Raw genomic sequence first — 20,224 nt, 5'->3', positions numbered from 1 at the left:
CGGGCTATTGTCCTTTCCAGGAGCCGGGCAACCTGCTTTTCAACCATTTAATTTGTCCATTATGGTTAGATTCATGTTCACATACATGGAACCATTTGCAATAATTATTGGTAGGCTTGTCATCAAAAAAATGTGGATCAACCTGCATAAGCCATTTATCATCCCGTTTGCGAAATTCCATTAATGTTTTTTCTCTTGTTTCTTTAAGTATAGCAAGATAAAAATCCAGGTTATGCCCTTTTATATTTTTACGACCTTCATCGCCAAGATTCATTGCAGCTTCCCATTGCTTTTTCTCTGCATCGTTATAATCTGTTCTTCCTTCAAAAGTGTTTGCCTGGTAAAATGTTTCTGTTGCCGCAAGGTGCAAAAGCATTGCACCAATAGTATTAGCTTTTTCATCAAGCAAGAAATCAAGCTGTTCCTGCGCCATTCCTTTTACTGAATATAGCATGGTTTCCCTCATCCAGTTCATCATTGAAACCAGTGTGCCAATTTGCGGAGAATAGCCTTCCTTTGGTCCAACAATATGCAAACTATCGCCAGGCAATACGGGTGTGGCATCAGTTATAAAAGGTAGCATAGAAAGCGATGAGAACGCAACTGTAGCCCTCACCGTAGTTTGCAGAAACTCACGCCTGCCGGAGGTTATACTTTTCATAAAAAAAATTTACAGGTCAAATATGTTACGAGAGAATATGTTCACTCAACGCTTTCACTATTGCTTCCTTGCCACAGTTTACATGCAGCTTGTTGTATATATTTTTGAGATGAGAACGGGCTGTATCAAAAGATATTCCCAGCTCCGCTCCTATCATTTTGCTGCTGTAGCCCCTGGTAAGAAATTGCAACACTTCCAGTTCTCTTGCAGTAAGCTGGTATTGATTAGCTTTCATTTTACTGCGATCAAAGCTGTTTAACACTTTACGGGCTATGGATGGCGACATTGGCGCACCGCCTTCTACCACTTCTTTTATGGCAGAAAACAAGCGCTCCGGTGAAACTTTTTTTAGCAGGTAACCATTGGCGCCGGCACAAAGACAGTTAAATAATTTTTCATCATCTTCAAAAACAGTATACATAATTACGGCAGTGTGCGGAGAGGCTTCTTTCACCATACTCACGCCTTTAATGCCGCTTTCACCGGGCATATCAATATCCATTAATACAACATCGGGTTTATATAGCCGTGCAACATTAGAGGCGTCATTACAATTATTATAATCAGCAACAACTTTATACTCTCCTGAATTACCCAATAAAAAAACAAGCGATTCCCTCAGGCGTTCGTTGTCTTCAAATATTATAACACTGATGCTCATTAAGACGAATTTAAACAGACTATTCAGAAAAATCATCACTCATTTGAGTAGGCCACACAGGCTTGAAATTATATCACTGTTTCGTTAAGCTAGCACAGGTATTTCTGCTTCTATCCTGCTTCCCCCGGCACCTGACGTGATTATTATTTTCCCTTTCCACCTTTCAATACGCGCTCTCATATTTTTCAACCCGTTTCTATGTGTGGTCCTCGTAGTATCAAACCCTACGCCATTATCTTTAACCTGCAGGTGAAGCATATCCCCCCTTAAAAAAACTTTTACGGTAAAGTAAGTAGCCTGTGAGTGCTTGCAAATATTATTCAACGCTTCTTTATATACCAGATAAATATCCCTTCGCTGTTCAATGTTTATTTTTCTCGATGTAAATCCATCTTCAAAATCCAGTTCGCACTTAATATTATCTTTGGCTTCAAATAATTCTGCGGCGTAACGGCGCATTCGTGCAATCATCTCTTCAAGGGTATCATTCTTAGTATCAACACTCCATATAATATCATCCAGCGCCTGTCCTGATGCTGTTACTTCCTCACTGATACGACCAAGGTATTTATCTGCTTCTGAAGGCTGGTCTAATTTTTTTTGAGCGATGGCTGCCAGCATATTAATATTAGACAATGCCGACCCTATCTCATCATGCAGATCTGTTGCGATACGGTTACGCACCGACTGAACCTGCATCAACTGGTTGATTCTGTAGCGGTATAACCCATACAACGCAGCGCATAATGCCGCAACAATAATTAATATAAACCACCATGTTTTCCAGAACGGAGGATTGATAATGATAGGCATTGAGGTAATGTCGCTTTCTATAGCTGACCCCGGAATAGCAGCTTTTACCTTAAAAATATATTTCCCAGGTGGCAGGTTTGTATATGTGGCAAAGTTTTGATCGTTTGCTTTTATCCACTGCTTGTCATACCCGGTCATTTGATAATAATAAGTATACCTGCCGGAGGAAGCAAAATCAAGCACCGAAAACCGGAATGTAAGAGAGCGATATTGATGGGATAAAACCAGTTGCTTTTTAAATGTAAGTGTGGTATCTCTCTCCATTCCAACATTATCTACAATAATATTTGTTATGGCAACATTTGTATGCTTTGCTGTTTCAGAAAAATCCCGCGGCTTAAAAAAATTCAACCCGTTTATCCCCCCAAAGAACAAAGTGCCGTCAGCGGCTTTAAAAAAAGCACCGGTATTAAATTCATTTCCCTGCAATCCATCAGACATTTTAAATACCCGGAACAATGATTGATTATGATCTTTTTCAGGCACAGATAAACTGAAACTGCAGATACCTTTATTTGTACTTATCCATAAATTATTAAACTCATCATCCAGTATCCCATATACGGTACTGTTCGGTAATCCTTCCTGCTCGGTAAAGGAAGATAATTTTGTAGTATTAATATTATACGACAATAACCCGTTACCCAATGTACCAATCCATATATCTGGATATTTGAACAAGATACTTTTTAATATTATTGGAACGTCCAATTGCCCTGCTATATCTACTGATGTCTTTGAAAAAGAGTGATCAAACCGGTTAAAAAAATTGATGGCTCCGTTTTCGCGGCCGATCAATAAAATACTGTCGTTCATTTTTGAAATAGCACGGATAGCTCCATTATAAGCAGAATCATGATCTGCAGGCGGATGGATATTTTCTAAAAGTCCTTTATTCTTATCTATCAACATTAAAAATCCAGACTGTGTTCCGCACCATATTGTATGATCGGCTTCTTCTGCAATACACCATATCGTATTGTCGGGGATATCCAAAGAAGATGCAGCCTGGGAGTGTAACCATTTTTTATGGGTCCGGGTCTTTATATCAAACAACAATAGCCCGTTGCCCTGCGTACCAACCCATATATCATCTCCATCAGCCGAAAGAGAAACAATCCTGTTGGAATTGCTTATCTCTTTACTAAAAGAAGGCAGAAAATAAGTTTGATATTTTTTCTTTTTTACATCAATACTGGTAAATCCACCGCTGCTTGTTCCAACCCAAACCAGCCCGTCTTCATCAACTGTAATAGAACGTATTGGCGCAACGGAAACATCTCCGGGAACATTACTGTTAGAAACCAGGTTGAAATTATTAATTTGCTGACTGTAATAACTTACGCCTCCTCCGTCTGTGCCGAGCCATATACTTCCCTGCTTATCCCTGTATATTTCAAGCACATCATTAAAACCTATAGAATATGCATTGGCCTTATTATTCAAAAATTGCTGCGTGGCTGAATCATTAATATCATGTACAAACAGCCCTTTTCCATAAGTGCCGATCCATAACATGTTGTTTTCATCAGCCAGTAAGGCTTCAACCACAAGCGAAGGTGATTGCAATTCAAAATTGTTCAGTCCCCTGAAAGCAGTAAAACCTCCGGTATTTTTTTGTTTTACAAAAAGCCCGCTCCCAAAACTTCCGGCCCATATATTTCCCGCTTTATCTTGAGTTATACAGCTAAAAGATAAATGCGGAGATGAAGCAGAAGCAGATGACAAAAAATGTTTCTTAAATTCCCCGTTCGATGAATAGAACAGCAATCCGTCTCCTGTTGCACACCATATATTATGCTGGGCATCTTCATAAATATTATTAACAGATCGCAGAGCATTATTGCCTGGTGCAGGCTCTTTTAATTGCCTGGCCTGCCGGGCACTGTACTTAAACAATATTAAACCTTCATTTTCAGTACCAAGCCAGATATCACCTTTTGAATCACGCAGCATAGTATTAAGCTTTGGAAGAACAAAATCTGTTCCCGGCAATATTTCAATGGGAATGGTTTGGTAATTAAAGAGGTCAAAACTTTCCAGCTTGCCATTAGTGGTTATCAGCCACAGGGCTCTATCCGATACAGAGATTATTTTGCCCAATTTCCTGTCGTACGATGTGGTTTTATCATCAAATGTTTTTGGTAGTGAAAAAAAATCTTTACCATCGTACCTGTTCAGTCCATCCTGTGTGGCAAACCATAAAAAACCCGTTTTGTCTTCTATTATAGAAACAACACTGTTCTGTGAAAGTCCGTCATTGATGGTTAAATTTCTGAAGAGAAAAGAGGATTGCTGGGCTATTGAGTGCTGTGCAAAGCAGTAAACAGAAAATATGATCAACAGCCGCCTCATAAAAGAATTTGCATTAAGATAGGAAGTTTCAGGCAAAACAGGCTCCCTTAAAGCCTATCGTCCCAACCTGCCTTTCCATGGAAAACTGAGTAGTGCTGTAATTCTATCCCAATCAGTATATCGTCCACATCAACATTGAGCAATTCCAGGCCTAACGTTTTATATTTTCACATTCTCACATTTCTACACTCACACATTTTCAAATTTTCAAATTGCCCAATTTTCAAATTATATTATTCCTACCCCGCCGTCGACTCCCTCACAATCAACTCCGATGGCAGAACAATATTCCTGGATGGTAATGCTTCAGACGATTGCAGATAATCCGTAAATATTTTAGCCGCTTCAATACCTATCTGTCGCCCGGGGCGGGCAACCGATGTAAGTGAAGGATGTATATACGCAGATATAGGCGCATTATCAAACCCCGCCACAGCTATGTCTCCCGGTATGTTTAATCCTTTATCACGAATAACCTTCATTGCGCCGATAGCTACCTGGTCGTTTACGCCAAAAATAGCATCAGGCAATTCAGGTAAATTCATCAGTTTTGTAACCGGCTCTATAGCGCTCTCCACCTTAAAATTGGTATTCAATATCAAATCTTCGTCTACAGGCAAATCATGTTTTTTCAAACATTCTATATATCCACGTAGCCTTTCTTCCGCCACAGCCATTCCATTCGGGCCTTTCAGGTGTGCTATTCTTTTTCTTCCTGTTTTTATAAGATGTTCCACCGCTTTAAATGCGCCATGATAATCATCAATAGTAACACTCCCGGTTGCAAAGCCCTCATATTCCCTGTCAATAAAAATCAGTGGTATACTTCTTTTCTTTATTTGCTCAAGATGCTCGTAGTGCCCTGAGTCATAAGTTTCCTGCGATATGGAGAGAAAAACACCTTCTACCCTGTTGGAAAGCAGCTTTTCTACATATTCTGATTCAAGAAGATACTGCTCATTGGTAACACAAATATTAAGCGTGTATCCCAAAGGTTGTAATCCGGATTCAATACCTTCTATAATAGCAGATTCATGATAGTTATTGATCGTGGGTACAATCACCCCTATGGTGGCTGTTTTTTTATTCAGGAGGCTCAACGATACCTGGTTGCGCTGATAGCCTACTTTCTGCGCATACTCCTGCAAATTACGCCGGGTATCCTCATTAATAGAAGGATGGTTATTTAAAGCTCTGGATACGGTAGACGGAGAACATTTAAATTTTTTTGCTATATCTTTTATCGTAACCGGTTTATTCATACAATTCAAGGGTGGAAATCCTACCCAATTTCCGTTATTTTTTCTTACTCAAAAAATTTCAAACGTTTGCAGGTAGTATATGCCTGTTAAATAAAATTATAATGCTAAGTTTACCAGATACAAACGGTATATATGTCTCAACGATCATTGCTTGTTAAACCTACCATAAACAGCGGTATTTATCACAATCTTACCGCTGAGCAGGCCGGCTGGGAATACCTGAATTTTGAGGCTCGAACGTTAAACCTGAATGAATCATTTACACAATTCACAGCGGAATATGAATATTGCATTGTACTGCTTGGCGGAAACTTCAAAGTAACATCAGACAAAGGAGATTGGGAGACTACCAATGGCAGAAAGGATGTTTTCAGCGGTATAGCGCATACATTATATCTTCCCCGCAGAACAAATTTTGCCTTAACCGCTACAAAAAACAATACCGACATCGCTATCTGTTGGGTAGCTACGGATGAAGACCATCCTGCATATCTTAAACAACCGGAAGAAGCGGCGATTGAATTTCGTGGTGGCGATAATGCCAACCGGCAGATCAATAGTTTACTGCAACCAGGTTTCGACTGTCATAAAATTGTATGTGTAGAAGTATATACACCATCCGGTAACTGGAGCTCTTACCCCGCACATAAACACGATGTAAGAAAAATAGATGCCAACGGTGACCTGCTGGAAGCTGACCTGGAGGAAATTTATTTTTATAAGACAGATAAGCCGAATGGCTTTGCCATACAACAGGTATACAATGATGACCGCTCTTTAGACGAAGTGATTAAAGTGCATAATAATGAAGCAGTGCTTGTGCCCGAAGGGTATCATCCTGTTGTTGCAGGGCATGGTTATAATGTATATTACCTGAATTTCCTGGCAGGAAGTGATCAGTCGCTTGCCAATACACCCGATCCGCAGCAGGAATGGATATTTGGCACATGGAAAGGCCAGGACCCGAGATTGCCGATGGTGACGGCGGGGATGAATAATACAATTTGAAAATTGGGCAATTTGAAAATGTGGAAATGTGGGAATGTGGAAGCATGAAGGATGCGTTTGTTTAAAGACAGCATACATTCTTTAGATAATGTGGCAGGATCTTAAGATCGGATAAATTATGTAGCACCGTCCATCTCCGTGCGGAGAGGGAGAAGAGGATGAGGCTTAGAGAAAATATACTTTAAAATCAAACACGCTGCACACTTTGCTCCTTTGCAGGCTTTGTGCGAAACATAACTTAAAATGACTGCTAAAAAATACGATCTGCTTACTATAGGACGGTCTTCCATTGACCTATATTCCGCCAATGTGGGAAGCCCGTTTGTTGATATTAAAGCCTTCAACGCTTTTGTTGGTGGTTGTCCTACCAATATAGCTGTGGGCGCTACAAGGCTTGGTTTAAAAACAGCTATCCTTACAGGCGTTGGTAACGACCAGGTAGGCGCATTCATCAAAAACTTTCTGCTGCAGGAAAAAGTAGTAACTGATTTTATACCGACTATCACGGGTACCCGAAGCTCTGCGGTAATACTGGGTATTGAACCACCCGACAGATTTCCGCTGGTATATTATCGCGACAATTGTGCGGATATTCATCTTAATCTTGATCATGTAGACAATATACCCTTTGCTGATTTTAAAGCAGCGGTGTTTTCCGGAACAGCGTTCAGCAGAGATCCGAGCCGTACCGCTATGTTTTACGCATTGGAGCTTGCACAAAAAAACGGTGTAACAAAATTACTCGATCTTGACTTCCGTGCCGATCAATGGGATGATCCACGTTCATTTGGCGTGGTGATCAGAACATTATTACCGCAATTCAATATTGTTATTGGTACCGAAGAAGAAATACTGGCGGCTTATCTTACCGATATCAACCAGGTATCCATTAAACACCAGCAGATATCTGCCCCTGAGATAAAGGGGAATATAGAAAAAGCTATTCAGCACATTGTTGATACAGGTGTGGATACGCTGATTGTGAAGAGAGGAAAAGAAGGCGCTTCTATTTTTGAAAAAGGAAAAACGGAAGTAAAAGTACCCGGGTTTCCTGTAGAAGTATTGAATGTTTTAGGTGCCGGCGATGCGTTTGCGGGAGGATTTTCTTATGGTTACCTGAACGGATGGGATTTATACAAAAGCGTGCGCATGGGCAATGCCTGCGGGGCAATTATTGTAACAAGAGAAGGCTGTGCCAACTTTATGCCAACACTGGAAGAAGTAATGGCGTTTACGGATGAGAGAGGAGGGCTGTAAATACCCTCACCCCCAGCCCCTCCCCACTCCGTGTAGAGGGGAGCCTATATCTGAATCAGGTTGACAAAACAGCAAGAGGGGGAGGTTGAAAATCTAAAAGTGTGATAAATATTTAAATGCTTTGTTTGGATATATTTTATAGCTGATATGGTAGTGATATTGACTGGCTTTGTACTACAGCACCGCTCCCTCGCCATTGCATGCCTGCCTGTCCGGTAGGCAGGGAGAGGGAGAAGGAGGGTGAGGGCTCTATTCTGCAGCACCGTCCTTCTCCGCGGGAAGAAGGATAAGATGATGAGGCGAATATTAAAAAAAATCAATAACCGGGCAAAAGGCTGATAGCTGATAGCTGACTGCTGACTGCTCATAGCTCCTGAATACAATGAACAAATTACAAAACTACATTAACGGGCAGTGGGTAGCAAGTAGCGCTACGGATTACTGGAACGTGGTAAACCCTGCCAGCCAGGAAGTGATGGCATTGGTACCTGCAGGCACGGCCGCAGATGTTGACGCTGCCGTAAGATCTTCAGAAACCGCTTATGCAACATGGAAAAGAATACCTGCGGGCAAGCGGATACAATACCTTTTTCAGCTAAAAAGACTCCTCGAAGAAAATATTGATGAGCTGTCGCGTACCATTACGCTGGAATCAGGTAAAACTTATGTAGAAGCAAAAGCTGAATGGGTGCGTGCTATAGAAAATGTAGAAAATGCCTGTGGCATACCTGCCTTAATGCAGGGCGATTTTTCTGAAGACATCGCCACGGGTATTGATGAATACATGATTCGCCAGCCGCTGGGTGTTTGCGCCTGTATCTCTCCTTTCAATTTTCCGGGCATGATACCTTTTTGGTTCCTGCCATATGCTATTGCCTGCGGCAATACATTTATCATCAAGCCTTCTGAAAAAGTTCCGCTCACCATGTCGAAAGTAATGGAACTGGTGCATAAGTTGGATCTTCCTGCCGGTGTAATTAATATGGTACATGGCGGAAAAGCGATTGTGGATGGTATACTCAATCATCCGGGCATTAAGGCCATCAGCTTTGTGGGTTCGTCTAATGTTGCCCGTTATGTATACAGCAGGGGCGCGGCAAACGGTAAAAGAGTGCAGGCACAAGGAGGTGCTAAAAACCCCGTGATTATTCTGCCTGATGCAGATATAGATGTTACCACGCAAATTATAATAGACAGTGTATATGGCTGCGCTGGTCAGCGTTGTTTGGCGGCATCAACCATTATTACCGTTGGCGAACATAAAAACATTACAGAAAGCCTGGTGGAAAGTGCAAAAAAACGAACAACCGGTTTTGGATTGGATGAAAATGTATTGATGGGACCGGTTATTACACCAGAAAGTAAAACACGTATTAATGGTTTAATAGAAAAAGGTATTGGCGAAGGAGGAAAAGTATTGGTAGATGGCCGTAATGCAAAAATACCGGGTTACGAAAAAGGTAATTTTGTTCAGCCTACCATTATTGAAGGATTACCGCTCAATGGTGAATTAGCCGGAACAGAAATTTTTGGACCGGTAATGAGCCTTGCGCATATTAATACCATTGATGATGCTATTGCGTATGTAAACGGAAATAAATATGGCAATATGGCCTGCATATTTACCAGCAGCGGTTTGCATGCACGTAAATTCAGGAATGAAGCGGATGCAGGTAATATCGGTATCAATATAGGTGTGGCTGCGCCGGTGGCTCAGTTTCCATTCAGCGGCTGGAAGGAAAGCTTCTTCGGCGACCTGCACGGACAGGGCAAGCATGCTGTTGAATTCTTCACACAAACCAAGGTAGTGATTGAACGATGGCTGAAAGAGTGGACGAGGAAATTTTAATGTGAGAATGTGGGAATTTAAAAATTTGAAAATGAGTTGAGGCTTTAACTACAAACCATAAACAATAAACTAACTATGTCCCGCAAATTAAAAACAGGCATTATCGGTCTTGGAAGAATCGGGCAAATTCATCTGGCTAATTTACTTTATCACACCCCCGAAGCAGAAGTAATCATTGCTTCTGATGTATCCGAAGCAGCGCATGCCGCTGCTAAAAAAGCAGGCGTTGCCACTACCAATAGTGCAGAAGAAGTGATCAATCATCCGGATGTTGAAGCCGTGGTTATTTGCGCACCAACTCCACAGCATGTGCCCTACACTATCGCTGCCGCACAGGCGAAGAAGCATGTGTTTTGTGAAAAACCATTGGATGTTACCATACCGGCTATTCTTTCAGCACAAAAAGCCGTGAAGGATAACGGAGTGAAACTCATGTTGGGCTTTAACCGTCGTTTCGATCCAAACTTTGCCCGTGTACAATCTCTGGTTGGCAATGGCAGCATTGGCGATCCGCATATAGTAAAAGTTACCAGCCGCGACCCTGCTCCTCCCCCATTGGAATATGTAAAAGTTTCAGGAGGATTATTTCTTGATATGACCATTCACGATTTTGATATGGCACGATATATTACCGGCAGCGAAGTAACCGAAGTATATGTAAAAGGAGATGCGTTGATTGATCCGCGCATCAAACAGTATAATGATATTGACACTGCCGTTATCGTACTCACTTTTGCCAATGGTGCAATCGGGGTAATTGATAACAGCCGCAAAGCGGTATATGGTTACGATCAACGGCTGGAAGTATTCGGTTCAAAAGGAATGGCAAAGGCCGAGAACAATACTCCCGACAACGTAATTCAGTTTGATGATAAGGGTGGACAGTCTGCATTACCATTACACTTCTTTTTGGAACGATATGAAAAAGCTTATCAATCCTGTATTCAAACTTTTGTGAATTGTGTGCTGAATGATAAACCATCGCCTGTTGACGCACATGACGGATTAATGGCAACCGTGGTTGGACTTGCAGCGGGTATATCTTTAAAAGAAGGACGCCCGGTTAAAATTGAAGAAGTATATAAGGCATAGTGATTATTGAAACAGCAATTTAATATCATTGAGGCTTTGAATTCCCCTCCGAACGGAGAGAGATTGGGGTGAGGCGAAAAAATAAAAATCAAACCTGTAATATTTAGAACAGCATCTCCAAAACTAAACAACTAACGATGAATCAATCAGGCCTGCACACACTGGACTACATTGTTTTCGCCTTTTATTTAATCATTATCGCGCTGTATGGGTACTGGATATATAAAAAGAAAACCAATAAATCAGATACTGCTTCAGGCTTTTTCCTGGCAGAAGGTTCACTGACATTCTGGGCTATAGGCGCATCACTTATCGCCTCCAATATTTCCGCGGAGCATTTTATCGGTATGTCAGGTTCAGGCTTCGCTATCGGTCTTGCCATATCCTCTTACGAATGGATGGCCGCTGCTGCGCTGATAGTAGTAGCTATTTTCTTTTTACCGGTATACCTTAAAAATAACATATACACCATGCCTCAATTTTTGAGGCAGCGGTATAACCGTGGCGTTGCAACTACTATGGCAGTATTCTGGCTGCTGCTGTATGTCTTCGTTAATCTTACCTCCATTATTTACCTCGGCGCCCTGGCACTTGAAGTAACTGCAGGCATAAATTTCACCGCAGCAGTTATAGCCTTATCACTCTTTGCCGTTATCATTACCATTGGTGGCATGAAAGTAATCGGCTATACAGATGTTATACAGGTAATAGTATTAATAGTTGGCGGTTTGCTCACTACCTATCTCGCACTCGATCTCGTTGCCAAACAATTCGGCAACAGCTCCGTGTTAGGTGCGTTCTCTACACTAACCAAACAGGCAGATTCACATTTCCATATGGTGATCAAAGAAGACAATCCATATTATAAAGACCTGCCGGGGTTAAGTGTAATTATTGGCGCCATGTGGATCAATAACCTCGCCTACTGGGGATGTAACCAGTATATCATTCAACGTACGCTGGGCGCTGATCTCAATACTGCCCGCAAAGGCATTTTATTTGCAGCGTTTCTAAAACTGCTCGTACCGCTTATTGTTGTTATTCCCGGTATAGCCGCTTATGTTCTGCATCAAAACGGCATGTTCCAGAAAGAAATGGTTGATGCCGCAGGCATTGTAAAGCCAGACCGTGCTTACCCTGTATTACTTGATTTATTACCCAGTGGACTGAAAGGAGTTGCCTTCGCAGCATTAACTGCCGCCATCGTGGCATCGCTTGCGGGCAAAGCCAACAGCATTTCCACCATCTTTACATTAGATATATACAAGCTCTATTTCAATCCCAAAGCTTCGGAAAAACATTTGATCCGCGTAGGCCGTGCCGCCGTATGGATAGCTATGCTGATCGCTGCACTCATCGCACCACAGTTACGCGTACTCGAACAGGCATACCAGTTCATCCAGGAGTATTCCAGCTTTATCACTCCCGGGGTTCTGGCAATTTTTGTTTTTGGTATGTTCTGGAAAAGAGCAACAGCCAATGCCGCTTTAATAACGGCATTGTTAACAATACCGTTGTCAACGTTGTTTAAATTCTGGATACCTGAAGTGCCTTTCTTAAACAGGATGGGTTTTGTATTCCTGGTATTGTGCGTAGTAATGATTGCTGTCAGTCTGCTTACACCACGTAAAGAAACAACAGAAGAAATGAGAATAGCATTACCATCATTCAGTCTCAGCCGCTCATTTGTTATAGGCGCAACAATTATTTGCGGAATATTGGTAGCGCTGTATTCGGTGTTTTGGTAAAACTGTTTAATGTTTATGGTTTATAGTTGCAACAACCTTAAACCCTAAACTAAAAACTATAAACCATAAACTTGATGTTACTAACAACCAAACAACTTTTTAATAAATGCTACGGCGGCTATGCAATAGCGGCAGTGAATGTATTTTTTATGGAAGAAATACATGGACTGTTCGCTGCTGCGCAGGAAGCAAAAGCGCCTTTCATTGTACAAACAACACCTTTTGCACGTGATTACGCCAATGCAAAAATGCTGCTGGCAATGATAAAAACCGCGGCAGAAATTTACCCTGATACGGTATATGCCGTTCATCTCGATCATGGTTATGAATCACATATATGGGATGCTGTTGAAAGCGGTGGCTATACCTCTGTAATGATTGATGCATCGCATGATGATTTTGAAAAAAATGTTGAAAGAACAAAAGCCGTGGTGCAAAAAGCACATGAAAAAGGCATTAGTGTAGAAGCAGAATTAGGTGTATTGGCAGGCGTGGAAGATGACCTTACGGTTGAGGAAAGTCACTCTTTTTATACCAACCCTTCAGATGTTGAACGGTTTGTTCAGCTTACCGGTTGTGATAGTTTAGCCATTGCCGTAGGCACAAGTCATGGTGCATATAAATTTTCAGGTGGACAGGGATTGCAGTTACAGATATTAAAAGAAATACAGGAAAGACTACCACGCTTTCCGCTGGTATTGCACGGCGGCTCTAATGTTAGCGAAGAAGTAGTAACCAGAATAAATGCTGCCGGCGGCAAAATAAAAACAGGTGCCAAAGGTGTGCAGGATGATGAGTTAAAAAAAGCAATAGCTTTAGGTATATGCAAAGTGAATATAGCAACAGATATGCGCCTGGTATGGACAATGGTAAATCGTGAATTTTTCAGAGATAAGCCGGAAGAATTTGCACCTACTACGCCGGGTAAAATATTTATGGAAACCTATAAAGAATTTATAATAAAAAAATTTGAGTTAACGGGTGCTGTGGGGAGGAATACTGAATTTGAAAATTTGAAGATGTTAGGAGGAATGTGAAAATGTGGAGATGTGGAACGCCAGGTTTGTATTTATTCAATAGATGATGTGGTAGTTATAAAGCTTGGATTTATCATCCTTTTATCCTTCTCTGCGAGGAGAAGGATAAAAGGATGAGGCATTTGTTTGAAATATAATGCTGAAAGCTGATAGCTGACAGCTCATAGCCATAAAAACAATTTCAGATGAAAAAAAGATTAACCGTTGCACAGGCAACAATCGCATTTCTGAAAAATCAATACGTAGAACGCGATGGCGTTGAACAACCATTTTTTGCAGGATGCTTTGGTATATTTGGTCATGGTAATGTTGCAGGTTTGGGACAAGCCTTGCAGGAAAATCCCGGCTTCCGTTACTATCAATGCCGCAATGAACAAAGCATGGTACATACCGCCGTTGCTTATGCAAAAGTAAAGAACAGGCTCAGCACATTTGCATGCACAACATCTATAGGCCCCGGTGCAACCAATATGATCACCGGTGCGGCGCTGGCAACCATCAACCGTATACCAGTACTTTTATTGCCGGGCGATATTTTCGCCACCCGTGAACCGGCACCTGTATTGCAGCAGTTAGAGAGTGCTGCTACACAGGATATTTCTGTAAATGATTGCTTCAAACCGGTATCAAAATACTGGGACAGGATAAATCGCCCGGAGCAGTTGATATATGCGCTACCGGAAGTAATGAGGGTACTCACCTCCCCTGCCGAAACCGGCGCAGTCACTTTATCAATGCCGCAGGATGTGCAGACACATGCGTATGATTTTCCTGCTGAACTGTTTGTAAAACGGGTATGGCATATACCACGTTCAAGACCTGATACCAACCTACTGAAAAAAGCGGCGGAATGGATCAAGGCTTCCAAACAGCCCGTTATCATTGCGGGGGGCGGCACAATATATAGCGGTGCTACAGAAGTGTTGCACAGCTTTGCATCGCAAACCGGTATACCTGTTGGTGAAACATTTGCCGGCAAAGGTGCTGTAATGTATAATGAACCTTATAGTATTGGAGGGCTCGGCGCAACAGGTACCAAATATGCCATTGATGTAGCGAATGAGGCAGATTTGATTATCGGTATCGGAACCCGCTACAGCGATTTTACTACAGCCTCCAAATCATTGTTCAAAAATCCTAAGGTTAAATTCATCAATATCAATGTAAATGAATTTGATGCATACAAACATAATGCCTTACCACTTACCGGCGATGCCAAAACCACGCTGGATGAATTGCTGTTTTTATTAAATGAATACAAGGTTGCTGACAGCTACCGTAAACGTATAGCCGAAATAAATAAGCGATGGGATGATGAAGTAACTGAAATATATGCTACAGGCAATGGCAGCAAACCACCGATTGACCAGGCTGTAGTGATCGGCACACTCAATACTTTTATGAATAAGGAAGATATTATGATCAATGCTTCCGGCAGCGCCCCCGGCGATTTGCATAAGCTATGGCGGGCTACCAATCCTAAAAACTTTCATTTGGAATATGGCTATTCTACTATGGGATATGAAATAGCCGCCGGTCTTGGTGCTAAGATAGCCGCGCCTGAAAGGCAGGTATATGTAATTTGTGGCGATGGCGGCTACCTGATGAATAACAGTGAGATTGTTACCGCAGTACAGGAAGGTATTCACTTCACTATATTATTACTTAACAATAATGGCTTTGCAAGTATCGGTGGTTTAAGTGAAAGCATCGGCAGCGAAAGATTCGGTACAAAATACTTATATCGCGAAGAAAATACTGGACAACTATCCGGAGATATATTGCCGGTTGACCTTGCAAAAAATGCGGAGAGCCTTGGCGCGGTGGTAATTAAAGCTACAGATGCGAAATCCTTACAGGAAGCGTTACTGCAAGCCAGCAAACAGAAAAAAGTAACTATAGTGTATATAGAAACGCATTTGCATCGCACCGTAAAAGGCTATCATGCCTGGTGGGAAGTGCCGGTTGCAGAAGTATCTACTTCCGCAACCGTACAAAAAGCGTATGAAACTTATAAGGAAAATAAGAAGCAGCAAAGAATCTTTTTATAGTTGCAGGTTACAAAGTTTGTGGTTTATAGTTTGTGGTTTTCCGTTGCGCACAAACCACAACAAAAAACTATAAATCACAAACGCGGATTGCAATTTCATCCAAATATTAAATTTCAAATCTCTAATTAGCACATGAACTTCGAAAACATACAACTCGGCATCGCTCCTATTAACTGGACCAACGATGACATGCCTGAGCTTGGCGCTGAAAATACTTTTGAACAATGCATCAGCGAGATGGCGCTGGCTGGCTATACAGGCTGCGAAGTAGGCAATAAATTTCCGCGTAATGTACATGAGCTGAAAAAAGCGCTTGTATTGCGCGGACTGCGTATATGCAACCAGTGGAACAGTTATGAACTTACCACAAAATCGCTGGAAGAGAATAAAAAGGACTTTACCCAGCTTCTTGATTTTCTTGAGGCGATGGGCGCTAAAGTAATTGGCGGCGGTGAAACAGGCAATAGCTGCCAGGGTAAAAAAGATGTGCCTGTGTTGGAAGGCAAAGGAATGCTTTCTACAGAAAATGACTGGAAGAAATTTACGTACGGACTGAATGAACTCGGGAAAATAGCAAGAGACCGGGGTATGAAATTATCTTTCCACCATCACATGGGTACCTGCATACAGACGGCGGCAGAAACAGAAAGAATGTTGAATGAAACCGATGCTGAAAATGTATGGCTCAATTACGATTGCGGCCATTTCTATTTTGCCGGAGAAGATCCTGTTGCCTGCCTGGAGAAATTTATTTCACGCACAGCGCATATACATCTTAAAGATATTCGTCCGAAAGTATTGCAGAAAGTAAAAGATAACCGCATGAGCTTTTTAGATGCAGTAAGAGATGGGGTATTTACTGTGCCCGGCGATGAGGAAGGATGCATCAATTTCCCCGCATTGTTTGAAATCATAAAATCCTCCGGCTATACCGGCTGGATGGTGGTAGAAGCAGAACAGGATCCTGCAAAAGCGAATCCTTTTGAGTATGCGTTGAAAGCGAGAGAATATATTAAACGGTTGACAGGTTTGTAATACTATGTCGCCCGGAGACGACGAGACAACTATGCGTGGTGAAGACGCCATGCATAGTGTTGGTAAGCTATTGATAATGCTTACTTCTGATATTTCAGTATATACCCTTTGTATCCGCAAGCCCAACCCTTATCCGGATCAGTAAAATATATTTCAACTACTTTTGCATCATCATTTGTCGCACTTAAACTGACTTCTGTTGTAAAATGCAGACCTCCGTCAATAGTTTTGTATATCTTTTTATCTCCGGAGACATATCCACTTTCCGAAGAAAAGAAATGTGTATCCACGAATCCACTTACACCGCCTTTTATAATTTCCCAGGTTGACCCACCATCCATTGTTTTCAAAACCTGTGAACCATTACCGGAATAGCCAATCATATTATCGGTAAAGAAAAGGCTATTCAAACCAAATTTTACCAGTCCGCTATCCAGGAACTGCCAACTATTTCCTCCATCCTGCGTATTATACACTCCTACTTCCGTCAGATTTCTCCCGGCGATTGCCCATCCTTCAAGTTCATTAATGAAATGAACAGTACGGTATAATCTTTCATTATAAATAGGAAAACTATATATTTTTTGCCAATTCTTTCCGGCATCAGATGTCTTCCAGAGATCATATCCAATTGCATATGCAACCGTTGAATTGATACAAAATATTTCGTTCAGTTGTTTGTCCTGTAACGCTATACTATCAAATGATGCCCCTGCATCGTTGGAATAATAAATCGTTTGGGGGTAGCCAATGGCCATAATATTCTGTGGACCGCCCATGCTTACATTAAAAACCGGGGATTTTGTATTCAGCACAACATTCCATGTATCGCCGGAATCATCCGACTTCAGAATTTCATGTCCTCCAACCAAAAATCCGGTATTGCCAGAAAACCAGATATCACTTGTTTGTCTCCCCTCACCAATTGCAACTTTTTTCCATCCAACCCCCAGGGAGTCTACATTTTGCACAGGAGGAGGATCATCATTTTGTTTCGTGCAGGATATCAGGATTAATAAAAGAAACACTACGGTGATTATCGGATTTTTGATCATATGTAAGGTTGTTATGTAAATATAACCAGCTTTTCTTTAAAAAGGCAAGTATGGTCTGCGGCACTGGCGTTATGTGTTGGTTGACCTGCTGCCTAAGCATTACTTGTCTCACTATAATAATAGCCAGGCTATTTATGCAATGCCTGTTTAAGAATTTAACATATGTAAGGCTGTGCCGGGTATAGCCCCCTCCTTAGGTCGGGGTGTCAAGCTGTAGAAATTCTGCTGAACATTAGTACGATTGTTTAATATTTGTACTAATGCTCAACATTGTACTATAGCTTGTTACCCCGACCTAAGGAGAGGACTGGACGATGCCAGCACATATTTTTGAATACGAAAACATGACACATACACCACAGCTTTGAATAAAACACCCGTAATCCTATAAAATCTCCTTTAGTCGTAGTACCTTAGTGCCGCCGTACGAATAGTAAAATGATTGCAATTATTTTACCATTAATGCACTATCTGAAAACTGTTTTGAATGAAATGTATTTACCTCCTTTTAATTGCAACAACATTCTTAAGCTCATATAGTTATTCACAGGACTGGAAAACATTTCCTTATACACCTGCCGGAAGTAAGGTTTCTTTTCCTAAGGATGAGGGGCGGCACAGTACAGAACCTGTGGAATGGTGGTATACTTCAGGGCAGCTTAAAGGAGTTAATTCCGGCAAGACCTACAGTTACATGCTGACTTATTTTTACTTTCCGGCAAGCGGTTTTGATGGTTTCAGGATATTGAATATCGAAGATGATGCTTCAGGAAAAGTTTATGAAGAAACAAGGCCGCTTCATTACACCACACTGTCTACCACACACCTTGATATTCAGGCATCGGTTTATAACAGGGCTAATGAAAGCTGGAGTAATAAAACAGATGGTAATGGTAATTTAATTCCGTTTGAATATACTATCAAGGCAGCATCTGCAAGCGGTGGATTGAATTTGGATTGTAAAAGTTTAAAACGTCCCTTACTGCCTGGTGATGATGGGTATCTTGATCAGGGCGCCGAGAATTACACCTACTATTATTCCCAAACCCGTAATACGGTTACCGGGAAATTAACCCTTAACGGAATTACCGAAGACGTGACCGGGACCTCCTGGATTGACAGGCAATATGGAAATTTCAACCCGTTTACGGGAGAAAAGTATGAATGGTTCCAGTTGCAGTTATCAAATGGCATGGATATAAATCTATGGAATATTTTTACCGTTGAAAATACAATACCCGATAATGAAAAATACCGGATATTGGCAGCCTATGTTGATGAATCTACCCAATACACCATCAGCGATTTTACAATTGAGCGACTGGCTTTTAACTGGATGCCCGACAGCGCCATGTGCTACTCAGCTAAATGGAGGCTGACTTCTGCGAAAAACAACCTCGATTTAACGATCACATCAAATAATAATAATAGTGAAATTACATTGCCTTTCAGGTTTTTTGAAGGAGCCACCACCATTACCGGAACAGTAAATGGACAGGCCGTTACGGGCATTGGCTTTGCCGAACTATTGCATCCTTATGAACATCCGGCGCTTGCTATTAAAAAACCCGCCGGTGAAATATTTAACGCTGCTTTGCCCATTTCGTGGCAATTGCTGAATCCCGATGAAGGACGCCCTGTAACCTACGATATTGAATACAGTGTAAACAACAAGGTAACCTTTACACCAATTGCACAGGGGGTAAAAGATACTTTTTATCTATGGAATAATTCCAGCCTTTCCAATGATGATAGCATTTGGTTTAAAATTACTGCCAATTCAATAGACGGAAAGTTAAAAGGTACTGCTGTCAGTACATCTCCATCGGCAGTAATGGCGGGCAATGCTGACAGCTTACAAATTAAATTGTTTCCAAACCCTGTAAGCAACGATTTGTTTTTACAACCCGGCTTACCTGCCAATAGTGTTACACAAGGTAAAATTATTGATATAAACGGGCGGATAATCCGTGTAATACCAGGCAATTTATTTTCCTCTAAGATTGATGTGAGCTTTTTGCCAACCGGAGTGTATTTTCTCAAACTGTACTTACCGGAACGTTCGGTAGTATTGAAATTTGTGAAAAGATAGCGGCCAGCCGATAGCTATCAGCCGTCAGGTATCAGCCGTTAGCAGGTTTAACACGACAAAGATACCTTACACCTTATACTTCGTTAAAAGGTATACAGCCTGTTTTACCGTTTGACCTTATTGTCATGTCCTGAAAAAAGTAGACACTATTACTACTATTACCCTTTTTCTTTTTTTTGTTACTTTTTTTCTTTTTACAATCCACATTTTAATTGTGGATTATTATAAACTTATTTGATTTACAGCTA

General features: G+C 41.4%; 14 protein-coding genes. 9 read left to right on the top strand and 5 right to left on the bottom strand.

Going from position 1 to position 20,224, the window contains the following annotated elements; translation table 11 throughout:
* Nucleotides 1-4: 4 nt before the first annotated feature.
* The 4 genes from DC498_RS02755 to DC498_RS02740 all read right to left on the bottom strand — a co-directional run bounded on the left by DC498_RS02755 (nt 5) and on the right by DC498_RS02740 (nt 5,752).
* Nucleotides 5-661 carry a DinB family protein gene (locus DC498_RS02755; RefSeq protein WP_116872608.1) on the bottom strand — a complete coding sequence of 219 codons (657 nt, stop codon included), beginning with the start codon at nt 659-661 and terminating at the stop codon, nt 5-7.
* Nucleotides 662-686: 25 nt separating this feature from the next.
* Nucleotides 687-1,322: a response regulator gene (locus DC498_RS02750; RefSeq protein WP_116872607.1), complete on the bottom strand. Its 636-nt coding sequence runs from the start codon at nt 1,320-1,322 to the stop codon at nt 687-689.
* An 84-nt stretch (nt 1,323-1,406) separates the two neighbouring features.
* Nucleotides 1,407-4,490, bottom strand: a complete 3,084-nt coding sequence (locus tag DC498_RS02745; protein WP_116872606.1) for a sensor histidine kinase — start codon at nt 4,488-4,490, stop codon at nt 1,407-1,409.
* Nucleotides 4,491-4,729: 239 nt separating this feature from the next.
* Nucleotides 4,730-5,752, bottom strand: a complete 1,023-nt coding sequence (locus tag DC498_RS02740; RefSeq protein ID WP_116872605.1) for a LacI family DNA-binding transcriptional regulator — start codon at nt 5,750-5,752, stop codon at nt 4,730-4,732.
* Between the two features lie 132 nt (nt 5,753-5,884).
* On the opposite strand from DC498_RS02740, the gene iolB reads away from it, so the two are divergent.
* The 8 genes from iolB to iolE all read left to right on the top strand — a co-directional run bounded on the left by iolB (nt 5,885) and on the right by iolE (nt 16,829).
* A complete protein-coding gene (gene iolB, locus DC498_RS02735) occupies nt 5,885-6,760 on the top strand; it encodes a 5-deoxy-glucuronate isomerase (protein WP_116872604.1) in 876 nt (291 codons plus the stop codon).
* Nucleotides 6,761-7,003: 243 nt separating this feature from the next.
* The gene (gene iolC, locus DC498_RS02730) at nt 7,004-8,017 is read left to right on the top strand and encodes a 5-dehydro-2-deoxygluconokinase (RefSeq protein WP_116872603.1); all 1,014 of its coding nucleotides are present in this window, start codon (nt 7,004-7,006) and stop codon (nt 8,015-8,017) included.
* 382 nt (nt 8,018-8,399) lie between these two features.
* Nucleotides 8,400-9,866, top strand: coding sequence for a CoA-acylating methylmalonate-semialdehyde dehydrogenase (locus DC498_RS02725; RefSeq protein ID WP_116872602.1), 1,467 nt, complete (start codon nt 8,400-8,402; stop codon nt 9,864-9,866).
* Between the two features lie 75 nt (nt 9,867-9,941).
* A complete protein-coding gene (iolG, locus tag DC498_RS02720) occupies nt 9,942-10,958 on the top strand; it encodes an inositol 2-dehydrogenase (protein WP_116872601.1) in 1,017 nt (338 codons plus the stop codon).
* Between the two features lie 137 nt (nt 10,959-11,095).
* Entirely contained in the window at nt 11,096-12,706 is a 1,611-nt protein-coding gene (locus DC498_RS02715; protein WP_116872600.1) for a sodium/sugar symporter, read from the top strand.
* Nucleotides 12,707-12,780: 74 nt separating this feature from the next.
* Nucleotides 12,781-13,743, top strand: a complete 963-nt coding sequence (locus DC498_RS02710) for a class II fructose-bisphosphate aldolase (protein ID WP_116872599.1) — start codon at nt 12,781-12,783, stop codon at nt 13,741-13,743.
* A gap of 185 nt (nt 13,744-13,928) precedes the next feature.
* A complete protein-coding gene (gene iolD, locus DC498_RS02705) occupies nt 13,929-15,794 on the top strand; it encodes a 3D-(3,5/4)-trihydroxycyclohexane-1,2-dione acylhydrolase (decyclizing) (protein ID WP_116872598.1) in 1,866 nt (621 codons plus the stop codon).
* 132 nt (nt 15,795-15,926) lie between these two features.
* Entirely contained in the window at nt 15,927-16,829 is a 903-nt protein-coding gene (gene iolE, locus DC498_RS02700; RefSeq protein ID WP_116872597.1) for a myo-inosose-2 dehydratase, read from the top strand.
* A gap of 80 nt (nt 16,830-16,909) precedes the next feature.
* Here the strand turns inward: iolE and DC498_RS02695 are convergent, their stop codons facing one another.
* Complete coding sequence (locus tag DC498_RS02695; protein WP_116872596.1) at nt 16,910-17,884, bottom strand: WD40/YVTN/BNR-like repeat-containing protein; 975 nt, start codon at nt 17,882-17,884, stop codon at nt 16,910-16,912.
* A 487-nt stretch (nt 17,885-18,371) separates the two neighbouring features.
* On the opposite strand from DC498_RS02695, the gene DC498_RS02690 reads away from it, so the two are divergent.
* Nucleotides 18,372-19,976: a lipocalin-like domain-containing protein gene (locus DC498_RS02690; protein ID WP_116872595.1), complete on the top strand. Its 1,605-nt coding sequence runs from the start codon at nt 18,372-18,374 to the stop codon at nt 19,974-19,976.
* Nucleotides 19,977-20,224 lie beyond the last annotated feature (248 nt).

The organism is Terrimonas sp. (genome assembly GCF_003075435.1).
Lineage (GTDB): Bacteria > Bacteroidota > Bacteroidia > Chitinophagales > Chitinophagaceae > Agriterribacter.
The sequence above is the reverse complement of the archived record's forward strand: the minus strand, read 5'-3'. Positions and strand labels throughout refer to the sequence as shown.